Source organism: uncultured Pigmentiphaga sp. (assembly GCF_937950555.1).
In the GTDB taxonomy this organism is placed as follows: domain Bacteria; phylum Pseudomonadota; class Gammaproteobacteria; order Burkholderiales; family Burkholderiaceae_B; genus Pigmentiphaga.
In genome coordinates, this window is the sequence record NZ_CALFCW010000071.1 from 119,638 (window position 1) to 135,081 (window position 15,444).

Genomic DNA, 15,444 nt, shown 5'->3' on the forward strand with positions numbered 1-15,444 from the left:
GGGCTCCTGCTAGTTTTGTTGAGTCGGGATGCCAGCCTTGCGGATGACGTCGGCCCATTTGGCGATGTCGCGCTTGAAGATGGCGGCCAGTTCGTCGCGCGTGCTGCCCTTGGCTTCGGTGCCGAGCTCTTCCAGCCGCTTGCGGATCGCGGGCTCGCCCAATACCTCGTTGATGGCCGCGTTGAGGCGGTCCAGGCGGCTCGGCGGAGTGCCCGCCGCCGCAAACAAGGCGTTCCAGCCGGCGACTTCATAGCCGGGCACGCCGCTTTCGGCCACCGTGGGCGCGTCAGGGAGCCAGGCCGAGCGGCTCGTGCCCGTGGCCGCCAGCACCCGGGCCTGTCCAGAAGTGATGGCGCCCTTGAGTGCGGCATAGGATTCGAACATGACGTCGATGTCGCCGCGCAGCAGCGCGGTCAGCACTTCGGGTGTGCTCTTGAACGGCACGACCATGGCGTTGAGCCCGGCCATGGATTTGAACAGCTCGGCCGAGAGGTTCTGCGTGCTGCCGGGGTTGATGGTGCCGAGCACTACTTGGCGCTTCTTGCCTTCTGCCAGCAGGTCGGACAGCGATCGCAGCGGGCCCTTGGCATTGGCCAGCAGCACCAGGTCGAAGTAGGCCACGGTCGAGATCGGCTCGAAATCCGTGACCGGGTCGTACGGCAGCTTGAACAAGGTCTTGCTGATGGCGGTGCCGTTGGCAAACACCGCCAGCGTATAACCGTCGCGGGGCGCGGCCAGTACGGCGTTTGCCGCGACCACGCCGCCGGCGCCGGGCTTGTTTTCGACGACGATCTGCTGCCCGAGCCGTTCCGAGAGCTTCTGGGTGACGAGCCGGAGCGAGATGTCGGCCAATCCTCCGACGCCGAACGGCACGATGACTTTGATGGGTTGGTCGGGATATTTGTCTTCCTGGGCCTGAAGCGGGGCCATGGCGAAAGACAGCATGGCGGCGAACGCCGCGCGCCGCCACCGCCGGGCGGTCCGCGGCCTGCTGACGCAGTCGAGCATAGGGGTCTCCTCTTGTTGTGGCCCGCTGCGCCGGTCGCAGCGCGCAGGGCCGTCGCTGCGCAGCAGTCTATGCAGGCGGCGGACTACCGACAAATGAATTGTTTGACGGATTTATTCATGCCGTTCATCGATGGCGGCGAGTCTTTGCCGGATCTCGTCGACCAGGAGCTCGCGCATGGCCTGTGCCGGCGGGGGCAGTATGGCGCCATGGCGAGTAATGACTGCCAAATGGCGCGTCACCCGGGGGCCGGTGAGACGGCGCACCACCACGCCCGGCGCCTTGATGGCCGACAAGGCGGGCACGACCGTAACTCCCAGGCCGCTTGCCACCAGGTCCAGCGCGATTGCAGTGTGTTGCGCCTCGTACACCCAGCGGAATTGAAGGCGGCGGTCGCCGAGCGCATCGTCGATGGTCGCGGCATTGCCCGCGGGCAAGCTGATGCGGATCAGCGGTTCGCCGCGCAGTTTCTCCCAGTCCAGGGACTGGGCGCGCGCCAGCCGGTGCCGGGGCGGGCAAACGAGGGCGAACGGTTCCTCGGCAAAGACTTCCATGTCGAGTCCGAACCGGTTCGAACTGGCGAGCGAGACGCCGAAGGTCGCGGTCCCGTTGTGGACGTGTTCGGCGATTTCGCCGATGGAGTCATCCAGCACGCGCACGGCGACGTCCGGGTATTGCGCGGTAAAGCGTTGCAGCGCGGGGGCGAGCTGGGTCGCGGCGAGGGTGGGTAGGCAGCCGAACACCAGCCAGCGCGGCGCGGACCGGGCGTGCTGCCGCACCGTGTCGTACGACAGTTCCAGTTCCCGCATGGCCTTGCGTACCCGGGGCAAGAGGGCGCGGCCGGCGTCGGTCAGCGTGATGGCGCGCGTGGTGCGGGTCAGCAGTTTCATGCCCAGGCTGTCTTCCAACTTGCGCAATCGGTGGCTGATTGCAGTTTGCGAAAGATTCAGGTGGGCGGCGGCCGGAAGAAAGCCGCCTTGCTCGACGATGCAGAGAAAAGCCTGCATACCGAGGAAGTCGATTTGCATGGGAATGCCTCGTCTGGATGCCGGACAGCCGTCCACATTATCGCCGCGCCCGACTATGCACGAAATTCATGAAGTGGTGCAAAACAATCATTTGAGCCTCGCGCAGCCCTTATCTAAGCTCTGCGTCCCGCAAGCGTGGAGGATGGATACGATGCTGTTGCGTGTTGCTGGCGGGGCGCTGCAAAGCTGCGCCGCGTTCATGGTCGCTGCCGGAATGGCTTGGGCCGCTCCGGTCGGTGCGGCCGATTATCCGGCCAATAAGCCCATCACGATGGTATTGCCGTTCCCGGCGGGCGGGTCCGTGGATGCCGTCGCACGGATGCTGGCGGCGCAGATGGGCAAGCGGCTGCAGACGCAGGTCGTGGTCGAGAATGTGCCCGGTGCCGGCGGCGTGATCTCCACCCAACGCGTCGTCCGCGCCGCACCGGACGGGCATACGCTCTTGTTCACCACGCCGAACCACACCATCAACCCGGCCGTGATACGGAACCTGGCTTTCGACACGGAAAAAGACCTTGCGCCCGTGGGGCTCGTGGCGCAAATCCCGGAGTTGCTGGTGGCGAGCGGCAAGCAGCCCTTCGATGACTTCAAAGGCTTCGTGGATTACGCCCGAAAGAATCCGGGCAAGCTGACCTACGGTTCGGCCGGCAACGGGACGCTGCCCCACGTGACGATGGAGCTCTTGCTGCTCAAGCTCGGCCTGAGCGTGGTTCACGTGCCCTACAAGGGGGCGGCACCGGCGCTCAATGATTTGTTGGGCGGCCAGATTGCCCTCAAGATGGATACCGTCACCACGTCCCAGCCGCATTTCGCGAGTGGAAGGATCAAGCCGCTCGCCATCGCCAGCGCGTCGCGTTCCAAGTTGCTTCCCGACGTGCCGACCATCGCAGAGTCGGGCGTGCCGGGTTACGAGGGCATATTGTGGCTGGGCGTGCTCGCGCCGTCCGCCACGCCGCGTGCGGTGATCGATGTGCTGCACCGGACCATGGCCGAGATCGGGCGCGACCCGTCATGGGCCGCCCAGTTGGAAGCGGCGGGCGTGGAGCCGCGTACCACGACGCCCAAGGAATTTGCGAAGATGATTTCCGCAGAGATTGCGCAATGGAAAGACGTGGTGCGGCGTTCCCGCATCACGATTAATTGATCGCCGAGATGACCGAAGCTACGCTACCGCCCCTGACCCCTCCGCCCGATCCGCATCCGCGCAAGCCCCAGTTGGTGGCGCCGGCAGGCGCCATCGACTGCCACGTCCACTTGTTCGGCCCGGCCAGCCGCTATCCCTTTCATCCCGACAGCAAATACCGGTCGGCCGACGCGTTGCCCGAAACGAATATTGCCCTGCAAGACACCTTGGGGTTGAGCGGGGCCGTGGTCGTCAGCGGCGCGGGATACGGTCCGAACACCGCCCATCTCGAAGAGGTGTTGACGCGGTTTCCGCATCGCTTCCGCGGCGTCGCGCTGTTGCCGGACGACGTGGACCGGGCGACGGTCGCGCGGCTGGACGCGCTGGGCGTGCGCGGTGCCAGGTTCGTCAGCCCAGGGCATCGCGGCGCGCTGCCGCGCTTGTCCTCCCCGCGCATCCCTGAGCTGGTGGCCGAGTTCGGCTGGCACGTCCAGTTTTACCCCCACGGCACCGACCTCCTCGAGCATGCCGATACCCTGCTGGGCCTGCCCAATCGCATCGTGCTGGATCACTTCGCCTGCATTCCGGCGGCCGGCGGCGTGGACCAGCCCGCGTTCCGGCGGCTGCTGGACATGCTCGATACCGGCAAAGTGTGGGTGAAGATCTCGGGTCCCATGCGGTGCACGACGCAAGACTACCCTTATTCGGAGGTCACGCCCCTGGCGCGGGCGCTGGTGCGGCACGCACCGGAACGCCTGCTATGGGGCAGCGATTGGCCGCACACCAACATGCACGGCCGGAGCATGCCGAACGACGGCGACTTGTTCGACTTGCTGGCGGCATGGGTGGACGATGCTGCGGTGCTCGAACGGATCCTCGTGCACAACCCCCGCGAGGTGTACGGGCCCTTCGGCAAGGAAACGGCACAGGGCTAGCGCCCCCCTCGGGCGCCGGCGGCCCTGTCTTTCATCAAGAGAAAAAGGCGAAGCGGCATGCACTGCTTCGCCTCATCTTTCGGCCCGCATGGGCCACGCCAAACGGCAGCTTCAGCGCGCTGCCCGCAGCGCCGCGGCCTTGTCGGTCGCTTCCCAGGTGAACTCGGGCTCCGAGCGTCCGAAATGCCCGTAGGCTGCCGATTTTTGGTAGATCGGGCGCAGCAGGTCCAACATGTTGATGATGCCCTTCGGACGCAGGTCGAAGTGCTCGCGCACGAGCTTGGCGATCTGGTCATCGGGCAGCACACCGGTGCCGAACGTATGCACGGTGATGTTGATCGGTTCGGCCACGCCAATGGCGTAGCTGACCTGGATCTGCGCACGCGTGGCCAGGCCGGCGGCGACGATGTTCTTGGCCACGTACCGGGCCGCATAGGCGGCTGACCGGTCCACCTTGGACGGATCTTTGCCCGAGAAGGCGCCACCGCCGTGCGGGCAGGCGCCGCCATAGGTGTCGACGATGATCTTGCGGCCGGTCAGGCCGCAATCGCCTTGCGGACCACCGATGACGAAGCGGCCCGTGGGATTGACCAAGTAACGGGTCTTGTCGGTCAGCAGGCCTTCGGGGAAGGTCTTCTTGATGATCTCTTCGATGACCGCTTCGCGAATCGTTTCCTGCGAGACGTCGGGAGCGTGCTGGGTGGAAAGCACGACGGTGTCCACCTCGACCGGCTTGCCGTCCACGTAGCGGAAGGTGACCTGCGATTTGGCGTCGGGCCGCAGCCAGGGCAGGCGGCCGTCTTTGCGCAGCTCGCTTTGGCGCTGGACGAGGCGGTGCGAATACCAGATCGGCGCGGGCATGAGGTCGGGCGTTTCGTCGCAGGCATAGCCGAACATCAGGCCTTGGTCGCCCGCGCCTTGGTTCAGGTAGTCGTCCGAGGCGCGGTCCACGCCCTGGGCGATGTCGGGTGATTGTTTGTCGTAGGCGACCAGTACCGCGCAGCCTTTGTAGTCGATGCCGTAGTCGGTGTTGTCGTAACCGATGCGCTTGATGGTTTCGCGGGCGATCTGGATGTAATCGACGTTGGCGCGCGTGGTGATTTCCCCCGCCAGGACGACCAGCCCGGTGTTGCACAGCGTCTCCGCGGCGACGCGGGACGTCGGGTCTTGCGCGAGGAGGGCGTCCAGGATGGCGTCGGAAATTTGATCGGCGACTTTATCGGGGTGTCCTTCGGAGACGGATTCCGAAGTGAAAAGGTAGGAATTGGCCACTCGATAGTCCTTTAAAAGCTGACCGGCGTGCGAAGGGCGAGCCGGCTATCGGTTCCGCGGCGTGTTGCACGTCGGTCTGGGACCGGTTTCGAGCAGCGACGCTTTAGCGGCATTTATGCGCGCGCCGGGAGCCGGCGCCGCGATCGCCCCGCAAGTTGTCTGTTAACTCGGCGATCTCCGTTATTTTAGGGGAAAATCCCTGGGTGGCCCATCCCTGTCGTTTTCGAATCCCCGATCGATGTTTCTGACTCTTTATCGTTTACTCGCCCGGCTGCCCCTGCGGTGGTTGCATCGCCTTGGACGCTGGCTGGGGCTCTTGGTCTACCGGAGTTCCTCCGACTACGCCGCGCGCCTTCGCGCCAACGCCGCCCTTGCCGGCTATGCAGGCGAGGCTTTCGTCCGCCGGTCGGCTGCGGCTGCCGGGGAAGGGGCGCTGGAGATCCCGCGTGTCTGGTTCCGGCCCGACCAGGCCTTGGCCGAGTGCCATACCGATGACTGGGACGTCGTGCAGGCTGCGCTTGACGAGGGCAAGGGCATCGTCTTCCTGACGCCGCACCTGGGGTGCTTCGAGGTTGCCGCCCGCTATTACGCCCATCGGGGCGGTCCGATCACGGTGCTGTACCGGCCGCCGCGCAAGGCCTGGGTAGCGCAGCTGGTCGAAGGCGGGCGGCGCGGCCCCAACCTCGATACGGCGCCGGCCAATCTGCAGGGCGTGCGCCAGCTGGTGCGCGCCTTGCGCAAGGGCGAGGCGGTCGGCATCTTGCCGGACCAGGTGCCGGGCAACGGCGAGGGCGTTTGGGCGCCGTTTTTCGGCCGGCCCGCGTTCTCCATGGTGTTGCCGGGACGGCTGGCTTCCCAGACCGGGGCAGCGGTGGTGCTCGCAGCGGGCGAGCGCCTGCCCGGCGCCCAGGGATGGAAGATTCATTTCGTGCGGTGGCCCGGGCCGGTGCCCGAGACGCCCGAGGCCCAGGCTGCGTGGGTCAATGCCGGCATGGAGTCGATGATACGGCGTTGCCCTGAGCAATATCTCTGGGGCTACAACCGGTACAAGGCGCCTCGCGGCGAAGCCCCGCCGGCGGCGTAGCTGCCGCGCCCGCATGCCCGTCGCGCCGCCCCCGCGGCGCCGATGTGAGTTTCGCTCACGACCCTCCCTCACTATTTCGATTGAGCGCACCCTGCGCGCTACGCATGATTCGTCTGGCCGGCGCCGGCATCGGGCCGGCCGTGAGAATCACGCAAGCGCGAGGAGACCATGCTTTCATCGTTCACCGTCCTGGATCTCACCTGGGTGCTGGGGGGGCCTTTCGCGGGCCAGTTGTTGGCGCAACTGGGCGCGGAGGTCGTCAAAGTCGAGCCGCTGGAAGGCGACTTGGCGCGGCAGGTGTCCCGGCACGCCATGGAGTTCGAGGGCGACCCGGGATTTTTCCTGTCAGTCAATCGCGGCAAGAAAAGCATTGCGCTGGATCTCAAGCACCCCCGCGGACGCGAAGTCCTGTACGACCTCGTCCGGCGCAGCCATGCCATGCTCTACGGCTTCGCGCCGGACGTTCCCCAGCGCCTCGGCTTGGACAAAGACTCCCTGCTGGCGGTGAACCCCCGGCTGTGCATCGCCCAGCTAATCGGCCTGCACGACCAGCCCCCGTTTTCCAACGCCCCCGCGTTTGACTTGATCGTGCAAGCGTTGGGAGGCGTGATGAGCATCACGGGAGAGCGCGATGGCAAGCCAGTAAGAGTGGGCTACCAGATCGCCGACTTGGCCGGAGGCCTGTATCTCGCGCTGGCCTGCGTCGGCGGCATGCTGAAGGCCCTGCGCGAAGGCCGTGGGGAGCTGGTGCAGGTATCACTGCTCGACTGCCAATTGGCGCTGTTGACTTGGCAAGCGCAGAACTATTTTCTTTCTGGCGAGGTACCTGCCGCGAACGGTGCGCGCCACCCCGTCATCGCGCCCAGCGACATCTATCGCTGCCTGGACGGGCGCTACATCGCCATTTCGCCCACGGGGCAGCAGTTCTGGCGGACGTTCTGCGCGGCGATCGGGCGCGAGGACCTCGCCAGCGATCCCCGGTTCAAGGAAGCCAAGGACCGCATCGAGAACGTGGATGCGCTCACGGAGATCCTGAACGAGGTGTTCGCCGCCAAGAGTTCGGCGCAATGGGGCGAGGAGCTGTTCGCCAAGCGCGTGCCGGCCGCACCGGTCAATGACGTCGCGCAGGCCGTCGCCCAGCCGCTGGCCAAGATGCGCGCCATGGTGGAGGAGCTGCCCCATCCCCGGTCCGGCCGACCCATGCGCTTCCTCGGCAACCCGTTCAAGTACGAAGGGGGCCAGCCTCTTTCCTATCCGCCCGCCTTGGGCGGGGACACCCGCGATCTATTGCGGCGACTGTGCGGTTACGACGATGCCGCGATCGACACCTTGGTTCAACAACGAGTGATTTCCGAAGGAGGAAGAGCATGACGCGACCTAGCGAAATCAAGCCCCGGGAAGGCGACTTGCCTGCAGCGCTGTACAAGGATTGGCAAGTGGGCGCGGAGTTTCCCGAGTTGCGCTTCACGATCACGCCGGACGTCATCGACGAGTACATGTCTGTCGTGAACGCGACGCCCGAGGCCTATGTGATCGATGGGCGCCGCGCTGCGCCGCCCAATGTCGTGGCCGTCTACCTGATGGCCGTGATGTATCGCAAATATCCGCCCCAGCAGGGCGGCATCATGATCGGCAACACCTTCACCTTCTACCATCCCATCTGGGCCGATGAAGACACGGTCGTGGTCGGCACGGGCAAGGTCGAGGACAAGTACGAGAAGAAAGGCCGGAAATACATATGCTACTCGGTCGACTTCACGCGGGACGACGGCCAGAAGCTGACCCGCATCCTGCACACCTCCGCTTTTCCGGAATGAGGACAACCATGGAACGGATCATTCCCCAGACCCAGGACATGTTCGACGCCTATGGACGGCTCAACGGCGACAACGACATCCTGCACTACGACCCGGAATACGCCCGCAAGCGCGGCTTTCGCGGAACCCTGGGCCACGGCCTGATGTACCTGGCATACGTTGCCGATTTGGCGGCCCGCAAGTACGGCAAGGACTGGCACTACCGCGGTGAGATTTCGGTCAAGTTCATCGCACCGGTGTGTCCCGGCGATGAGTTGAAAGTGTCGCTCGACGACGAGGGCCAGGCGCAGTGTGAGTCCCAGTTCGGCAAGACCCTGGTCGGGTATGCGCGCTTGATCTGAGCCCGGCGTTTCTATAGCGGAGCGGCTGCGGCGGGCACGTCACGCCGTGCTTGCAGCGCCGCTTCGCACCGCGCCCAGCACTTCCTCGCAAAGTTTGTCCGACTCGATCCCTTGTTCCTGCAGCCACGCGAGGAAGTCGTCCAGCAGGTCGCGATGGCGGGCATGCGGCGACACAATGAGGAAATAACTCGGGTCGTAGACCTTGGGCGCGCCCAGCGGCGCCGCGAGACGGCCGGCGGCAAGGTCGTCGATGGCCAGCGGTTCGGGCACCAAGGCGATGCCGAGTCCGTCCACGGCGGCTTGGTGCGCAAAGTACATCTCTTCGAACATCAAGGTGCCACCCGGGGCGACTGTTTCCAGGCCGGCGGCGGCGAACCATTGCTCCCAGGCGTGCGGGTGCGTCGATGCGTACAGCAGCGTGTGGTGCCGTAAGTCCCGCGCTTCCCTTATTGGCGCCGTTTCCAGGATTTCCGGCGCGCAAACGGCCACGAGGTTGGTGCGCAGGAATTCGTGGCAGGAGAACCGGGGCAGGGGGCCGCTTAGTCGGCGAATGACCGCATCAAGTTCGGGCAGCGCCATCGTTTCGACCGCGGCGATGCCCGTCGTCAGGCGTAATTCGACTTCAGGATGCTTCCGCTGAAAGCCCGACAGCCGCGGGATGAGCCATTTCATCGTAAAGGTGGGCGGCGCGTTCACGGCCAGCACGACGCGCCCCGCCTTGCGTGTCAACGCATACGTAGAGAGCGCGATGCGATCCAGCGCCGGGCCGACCTCCGAGAGCAGGGCGCGGCCTTCTTCGGTGAGTTGTATTTGGTGGTTGGACCGGTGGAAGAGCGCGAGGCCGAGATGGCTTTCCAGCGCGGCCACCTGGCGGCTCACCGCGCCGTGCGTGACGCAGAGTTCGTTGGCGGCCTTGGTAAAGCTCAGGTGGCGCGCAGCTGCTTCGAAGGCGCGGATGGCGTTCAGAGGGGGAAGCCGTCGCATCGTATGAAGAAAACTCACAACCTCATGAGATTAAATGGATTGTGCGCGAGCTGCTTCTTTTACACAGTAAGCCCTGCCGTCTAGGCGTTGCGCCGTTTGTCGACGGCAGCGCGGGGCGGCGACTGGCTGAACTGTCCCGGCCTCGTGCCGGACGGTCCGACTATAACAGCAACGACCGGAGACATGATCATGAAGGGCCGCAATTCTCGCGTATTGCATTTTCTCCCGTGGTCGATCTGTCTGGCTCTCGCGGGACTGGGCGCCGCCAGGGCGGAGTATCCGGACAAGCCGGTACGCATCGTCTGCGCCCATGCGCCGGGGGGTGCGGCCGACCAGTTGTCGCGCATTGTCGCCGACAAGCTCGCCCATGAATTGAACCAGGCCGTCATCGTCGAGAACCGTCCGGGCGCCAGCACGATGCTCGCTGCCGAGCAGGTCGCCCGCGCGCCGGGCGACGGGTATACCCTCTTGATGGCGACCGTCACCACGCTGTCGATCAATCCTGCCCTCTACGGGCAATTGCGCTATGACCCGGTGAATGACTTCACGCCGATTACGGTCGTGGCCTCCACGCCGTTTTTCCTTGCCGTCAACGCCTCGGTGCCGGCCCGAACCGTCCAGGAGCTGATCGCCCTGGCCAAGGAGCGGCCGCGGGCGCTGAACGTCGGTTCATCCGGCACCGGTACGTCGTCGCACTTGGCGGCGGAATTATTCAACGACATGGCGGGCGTGCAGACGGTGCACGTTCCCTACAAGGCCACCGCCACGCGCAACAATGAGCTGGCGGCGGGCGTGATACAGATGATTTTCGGCAATGACGTGATGCCCATCGCCAACAGCGGCAAGGCGCGCGTGCTGGGCGTGACGTCTTTGACGCGTCTCTCCGGTTATCCCTCGATCCCGACGGTGGCCGAAAGCGGCGTGCCGGGCTTCGAAGCCAGTGTCTGGTACGGACTGGTCGCTCCTCGAGGGACCCCCGACGAGGCCGTGCGCATCTTGCACGCCGCGCTCGTCCGCATCCTTGGCCAGCCGGAAGTGAAAAAACAGATCATGACCGCCGTCGGTGGCGAGGTCGTGGCCAATGCCCCCCGGGACTTCGGCGCCCTCATCGTGAGCGACGCCGCGAAATGGGGCAAGGTGATCCAGCGCGCCGGCGTGAAGGTCTCGGCCGAGTAACTAGGGCCGGTTACCGGACGTCGGCCAATATGGGCTGGAGCCCGTGCTCCATGGCATGGCGCGATACCACCAGTTCCAGCCGGAGCAAGGCACGGGTTGCGCCGACGAACAGCTTGCGCGCAGCCCTTTCGTCAAGCTGGTCGAAGTCGATTTCCGTAAAAACCACAGCGGGCGCGGCCTGGCCTTTGAAACGGTAAACCGACTCCATCAACACTTCGCCCGCCGAAAACTCCGGTTTGCCGAACAGATCGTACCGGCCGGTGAAGGTTCGCATGGAGTGGGGGCCGAGCTGGGATTGGCCCAGCAAGGCGGAACTGTCTCGACCGCGGAAACAGACCACGGCGATGTCGGCACGCTTGAAGCCTGCCGCCAAGCATTGCGAGATCGCCTTCTTGGTGTGGGCCAGCAGTTCCGCTTCGTTTTCGTAGACTTGCACGTGGAGGCCGCCGACGGCGATGGGGCCGCGGGGCTCGATGTACAGGCCGTCGGGCAGCAAGCGGTCGAGCATCTTGACGATGCTGCGCGGGCTCCGGTAGTTGCTCTGCGCCCGCATCGTCACCCAGCCGGGCAGCTGCACGGCGGGTTTGCCATACAGGTTCTGCATCGGGTCTTCGAGCCAGACCATGCGCGCGTCCTCCCGCGCGTGGCGCAGGACCTGATCCCGCCATTCGTTCGAAAAGTCCTGGCCTTCGTCGACGATGATGGTGTCAAAGCGCAGGTGGTCCGGCACGGCCTCGCGCGCCGCCCGTTCGACCAGGTCGTCGAAGGCATGGGGGCCGGAGAAGTCGACCGGTTGGCCCGCAGCATGAAGCACCTTGTCGCACAGGGTGTGGAAGGTGCATGCCAAGCCGCCTTCGGGTGCAATGCTGTTGAAATGGTCTGCCAGTGGCCGGTTGAAGCAAACGTAAAGGGGGCGCCGGCCCGCCTCGAGCGCGGCGCGGTACTCGGCGTGGGCGAGCTGGGTCTTGCCCGAGCCAGCCGTGCCGATGACCCGCAGCCGGAACGGTTCGAATTCCAGCCGCCGCGCCCAGTGTGCCAGGCCACCCGAGATACGGGTGACGAGCGCCCGGGCCTGGCCCACCAGCGCGTTCGCGTCGGGCTCGAGCTGGATCACGTCTTCCAGGAAGCGCCGTACCGCCGCCGCGGCCGGGGAGGACGGTGCCTGGGGCAGCGCCAGCTGGATGACCGAGCACAGGCGGTCCCGTTCTGTCGCGTCGACGATGCGCTCGGACGAAATGCCGGCCGTCTCCGGATGGCGCACGGTGTAATCCGGGCAGTAGAGCAAATACTCGATGCGGACGGCATCCAAGTGCGGCCGTCGCGCCATCCGGGAGCGCAGCACGGCGAGCTGGCGGGCGATTTGCACGGACACGTTGGTGCTATGCCCGGGGTACTTCTTGCACAGCCCGTCGGGCGTTTCTTCCAGAAAGCCGCTCAATTGCTCGATGAGCAGGAGGTCTCCCGCGGCATTGACGATCGCGAAGTCGATGTCGCCGTACACGGAAAAGCCTTGTTCCACGTTCGTCCAATGCACGGCGTGGTAGACCGTGTAGGAATCAGGCAGGCCTTTCTCTAGCGTGGCCAAGGTCTCGAGCTGGCGGCGGGCGGCGCCCATGGCGCTGATTTCCCGCCATCCGTCTGGGACGATGCGTGCCATCCTCCGCTCCTATGCGTGCGGCACGCCCGGGACGGGGCGCCTGCGGGCCCGGCGCGCACTGCACCCGGGGTGCGTGGCTGCGCCCGGTGCATGAAGGCTCCGGGCGGGCGGGAATGCGGGAGCCGCCGCGGTGCGCAGGCGGCTCGCGCGGGCATGGGTCATTTCTTCGACGGCCAAGGCGATGGGCGATCTCGTGAGCATGACCGTTAGGATACAGGCAAGCCTGCGCGCCCCGGCCCGGCGCCGCGCGGCCGCGGGTGGTGGGCCCGCCTATATAATCCCTTGATGACCTGGCACTTCACCAAAATGCATGGCGCAGGCAACGATTTCGTCGTCCTGGACGGCGTGCGCCAAGAGATCCGCCTGACCCCCGAGCGGGCCCGCAAACTCGCCCATCGCCAGTTCGGCGTGGGGGCCGACCAGATTTTGCTGGTCGAGCGGCCGACCCGGGCCGATGCCGATTTCCGCTATCGCATATTCAACGCCGACGGCGGGGAAGTCGAACATTGCGGCAACGGCGCCCGCTGTTTCGTTCGCTTCGTGCGCGAGAAGGGCCTCACGGATCGCAATCCCGTGCGCGCCGAAATCTGCACCGGCATCATCGTCCTCTCCGAACAGGACGACGGTGAGGTCAGCGTCGACATGGGCCGCACCAGCTTCGATCCCGCCGCCGTGCCTTTCGATGCGGCTGGCCTCACGCCGAAGCAGCAGGGCGAGGATTTGCTGTGGCCGCTCGACATCTCGGCGCCCGGTGAGCCCGAGCGCATCGTCTGGGTGTCCGCGGTGGGCATTTCCAATCCGCACGCGGTGCAGGTCGTCGACGACGTCGATACGGCGCCCGTCGCAAGCTACGGCCCGCGCATCGAAAGCCATCCGCGCTTCCCGCACCGGGTCAATGCCGGGTTCATGCAGGTCGTCGATCGCCATAACGTCCGGTTGCGTGTTTACGAGCGCGGCGCGGGCGAAACCTTGGCTTGCGGCACGGGGGCATGCGCTGCCGTCGCGACCGGGATACGCCGCGGCCTGCTGGATTCGCCGGTGCGGGTCCAGACGCGTGGGGGCGTCCTCACCATCGCGTGGGACGGCGAGCAGTTGCTGATGACCGGTCCGGCCGTCACTGTGTTCGAAGGCACCGTGGACGTCGACCGGCTGCTGGGCTGAGGCGGCAAGCGCGCGAAGCGCAAGCCCCTTCTATCAATGAGTCAAACCGGGAAACACATGGACGCCAACGAAGTCGCGCAATTCCTGAAGGACAACCCCGATTTTTTCGAGCGGCACGCTGAGCTGTTCGTTTCCATGAAGGTGCCGCATCCGCACGAGGGCAAGGCCGTCTCGTTGGCCGAGCGCCAGGTGCTGACCTTGCGCGAGCGGGTGCGGAGCATGGAGCTCAGGGTCGCGGAGCTGGTGCGTGCGGCGTCCGAGAACGAGCACATATCCGACCGGCTGCTGCTTTGGAGCCGCAGCCTCCTCAAAGAGCGCGACCCGCTGGCCCTGCCAGAAGTGGTGACGCGCGGCCTGGCCGAAATTTTCAGCGTGCCCCAGGTGGCATTGCGCATTTGGACCGATACCGTCGAGGGCAAGGCCGAGGGTGCCTGGCGCAGCGAGGTCTCGGCCGATGCCCGCGCCTTCGCCAATGGCTTGATGTCTCCCTATTGCGGTCCCAATTCGGGTTTCGAGGCCGCCAACTGGCTCGAGGGCGAGGCCCGCTCACTGGCCCTGATTCCGTTGCGCGTGGGCATTGCCCCGGAAGCCTTTGGCCTGCTCGTGCTGGCTTCTCCCGACGCCGAGCGTTTCACCCCCACCATGGGGACGGCCTTCCTGACGCGCATCGGGGAGCTGGCCAGCGCTTCGCTGTCGCGGTTGCTGGCCGAGGGGCCGGCCGCCTGACGGGCCGGACATGGCCGCCGCCACACCCGGGGCCGACCATGCCGAGGCTGCGCTCGGCCAGCCCATGCGCGAATGGCTCGAGCACCTGAACTCAGGCCGTCGCTATTCTTTACATACGTTGGCGGCATACCGCCGCGACCTCGCCCGCCTCGTCGAACTGGCTGGTGGGCTGCCGCTGGAACGAATCTCCCAAGGCCACATCCGGCGCTATCTGGGGCAGCTGCATGCGCAGGGCATGAGCCCGCACAGCCTCGCGCGGTTATTGGCCAGCTGGCGCGGGTTTTACCAATGGTGGGCGCCCCGCGCTGGCATGCCCGGGAATCCCGCCGCCGGAGTGAGGGGGCCGAAAGCGCCGCGCGGTTTGCCCAAGGCCCTGTCGGTGGACCAGGCGCAGGCCCTGCTCGATCATGCGGCCGCGTCGGCGCAGACCGCCGGTGGCGACGACGCGCGGCAGCAGGCCGTCGCCCTGCGCGACCTTGCCATGTTCGAGCTGTTCTATTCCAGCGGCTTGCGCCTTTCTGAATTGGTGGACTTGGACGTGGCCTATGTGCGCGAGCCGGGCTACGAGTCGTCGAGCTGGCTGGAGCTGGCCGAGGCGCAGGTCAGCGTGCTCGGCAAGGGTAGCAAGCGGCGTGTCGTGCCGGTAGGCAGCAAAGCGTGCGAGGCATTGCGCGCCTGGCTCGAGGTGCGGCCCCTGCTCGCCGTGGGCGCCCGGGGCGGCGATGCGCATGCATTGTTCGTGGGCCTGCGCGGCAAGCGCATTTCGGCGCGCGTGGTGCAGGCGCAGCTCGCCAAGCGCGGTCAGGCCGCCGGCGTGCCGACCCACGTGCATCCCCACGTGCTGCGCCATAGTTTCGCCAGCCACGTCTTGCAGTCGGCCGAGGACTTGCGCGCCGTGCAGGAAATGCTCGGCCACGCCAGCATTTCCACCACCCAGATTTATACCCGCTTGGATTTCCAGCACCTGGCCAAGGTGTACGACAAGGCCCATCCCCGGGCGGGGCGGGCGCGCAAGGGCGACGAATAGCCGCAAGGCGTCGTCGCGCCGCGGTGCCGTGCACGTTGTGCGCGGGCCGGGCCGGGGCCGCCCTGCGGCATACCGTCATTTGCACCCCCTGTTTTTTCTTTCTAGAC

Annotated in this window: 15 protein-coding genes; 10 read left to right on the plus strand and 5 right to left on the minus strand. The window is 66.0% G+C overall.

Annotation, left to right across the window (positions count from 1 at the left end; genetic code table 11):
* Positions 1-9: 9 nt before the first annotated feature.
* Entirely contained in the window at positions 10-1,008 is a 999-nt protein-coding gene (locus Q0319_RS17660) for a tripartite tricarboxylate transporter substrate-binding protein (RefSeq protein WP_299454838.1), read from the minus strand.
* Positions 1,009-1,119: 111 nt separating this feature from the next.
* Complete coding sequence (locus Q0319_RS17665; protein WP_296463384.1) at positions 1,120-2,034, minus strand: LysR family transcriptional regulator; 915 nt, start codon at positions 2,032-2,034, stop codon at positions 1,120-1,122.
* 151 nt (positions 2,035-2,185) lie between these two features.
* Here Q0319_RS17665 and Q0319_RS17670 point away from each other — a divergent pair, with 151 nt between their 5' ends.
* Positions 2,186-3,178, plus strand: coding sequence for a tripartite tricarboxylate transporter substrate binding protein (locus Q0319_RS17670; protein ID WP_299454839.1), 993 nt, complete (start codon positions 2,186-2,188; stop codon positions 3,176-3,178).
* Positions 3,179-3,186: 8 nt separating this feature from the next.
* Complete coding sequence (locus Q0319_RS17675) at positions 3,187-4,092, plus strand: amidohydrolase family protein (RefSeq protein WP_296463380.1); 906 nt, start codon at positions 3,187-3,189, stop codon at positions 4,090-4,092.
* Between the two features lie 111 nt (positions 4,093-4,203).
* Here the strand turns inward: Q0319_RS17675 and metK are convergent, their stop codons facing one another.
* The gene (metK, locus tag Q0319_RS17680; RefSeq protein WP_296463378.1) at positions 4,204-5,364 is read right to left on the minus strand and encodes a methionine adenosyltransferase; all 1,161 of its coding nucleotides are present in this window, start codon (positions 5,362-5,364) and stop codon (positions 4,204-4,206) included.
* 238 nt (positions 5,365-5,602) lie between these two features.
* Between metK and Q0319_RS17685 the strand changes: the two genes are divergently transcribed.
* The 4 genes from Q0319_RS17685 to Q0319_RS17700 all read left to right on the plus strand — a co-directional run bounded on the left by Q0319_RS17685 (position 5,603) and on the right by Q0319_RS17700 (position 8,606).
* On the plus strand, positions 5,603-6,448 hold the full coding sequence (locus Q0319_RS17685) for a lysophospholipid acyltransferase family protein (protein WP_296463375.1): 846 nt from the start codon (positions 5,603-5,605) through the stop codon (positions 6,446-6,448).
* A gap of 168 nt (positions 6,449-6,616) precedes the next feature.
* A complete protein-coding gene (locus Q0319_RS17690) occupies positions 6,617-7,819 on the plus strand; it encodes a CoA transferase (RefSeq protein WP_296463373.1) in 1,203 nt (400 codons plus the stop codon).
* Positions 7,816-8,265 (plus strand): hypothetical protein, encoded by a 450-nt coding sequence (locus Q0319_RS17695; RefSeq protein ID WP_296463371.1) that lies wholly within the window; start codon positions 7,816-7,818, stop codon positions 8,263-8,265. Before Q0319_RS17690 ends, Q0319_RS17695 begins: the two co-directional genes overlap by 4 nt.
* Positions 8,266-8,273: 8 nt before the next feature.
* Positions 8,274-8,606: a MaoC family dehydratase gene (locus Q0319_RS17700; protein ID WP_296463368.1), complete on the plus strand. Its 333-nt coding sequence runs from the start codon at positions 8,274-8,276 to the stop codon at positions 8,604-8,606.
* 39 nt (positions 8,607-8,645) lie between these two features.
* Here Q0319_RS17700 and gcvA read toward each other — a convergent pair whose 3' ends face one another.
* Positions 8,646-9,590 carry a transcriptional regulator GcvA gene (gene gcvA, locus Q0319_RS17705; RefSeq protein WP_299454840.1) on the minus strand — a complete coding sequence of 315 codons (945 nt, stop codon included), beginning with the start codon at positions 9,588-9,590 and terminating at the stop codon, positions 8,646-8,648.
* Between the two features lie 189 nt (positions 9,591-9,779).
* On the opposite strand from gcvA, the gene Q0319_RS17710 reads away from it, so the two are divergent.
* The gene (locus tag Q0319_RS17710) at positions 9,780-10,766 is read left to right on the plus strand and encodes a tripartite tricarboxylate transporter substrate binding protein (RefSeq protein WP_296463365.1); all 987 of its coding nucleotides are present in this window, start codon (positions 9,780-9,782) and stop codon (positions 10,764-10,766) included.
* A 10-nt stretch (positions 10,767-10,776) separates the two neighbouring features.
* Here Q0319_RS17710 and Q0319_RS17715 read toward each other — a convergent pair whose 3' ends face one another.
* Positions 10,777-12,423 (minus strand): ATP-binding domain-containing protein, encoded by a 1,647-nt coding sequence (locus tag Q0319_RS17715; protein WP_296463363.1) that lies wholly within the window; start codon positions 12,421-12,423, stop codon positions 10,777-10,779.
* Between the two features lie 285 nt (positions 12,424-12,708).
* Here Q0319_RS17715 and dapF point away from each other — a divergent pair, with 285 nt between their 5' ends.
* Genes dapF through xerC form a run of 3 tightly spaced genes read left to right on the plus strand, consistent with a single transcriptional unit; the run spans position 12,709 to position 15,337 of the window.
* Positions 12,709-13,584 carry a diaminopimelate epimerase gene (gene dapF, locus Q0319_RS17720; RefSeq protein ID WP_299454841.1) on the plus strand — a complete coding sequence of 292 codons (876 nt, stop codon included), beginning with the start codon at positions 12,709-12,711 and terminating at the stop codon, positions 13,582-13,584.
* Between the two features lie 57 nt (positions 13,585-13,641).
* On the plus strand, positions 13,642-14,310 hold the full coding sequence (locus tag Q0319_RS17725; protein WP_296463359.1) for a DUF484 family protein: 669 nt from the start codon (positions 13,642-13,644) through the stop codon (positions 14,308-14,310).
* A 10-nt stretch (positions 14,311-14,320) separates the two neighbouring features.
* Positions 14,321-15,337 carry a tyrosine recombinase XerC gene (gene xerC / locus Q0319_RS17730; RefSeq protein WP_299454842.1) on the plus strand — a complete coding sequence of 339 codons (1,017 nt, stop codon included), beginning with the start codon at positions 14,321-14,323 and terminating at the stop codon, positions 15,335-15,337.
* The last annotated feature ends 107 nt before the right edge of the window (positions 15,338-15,444 follow it).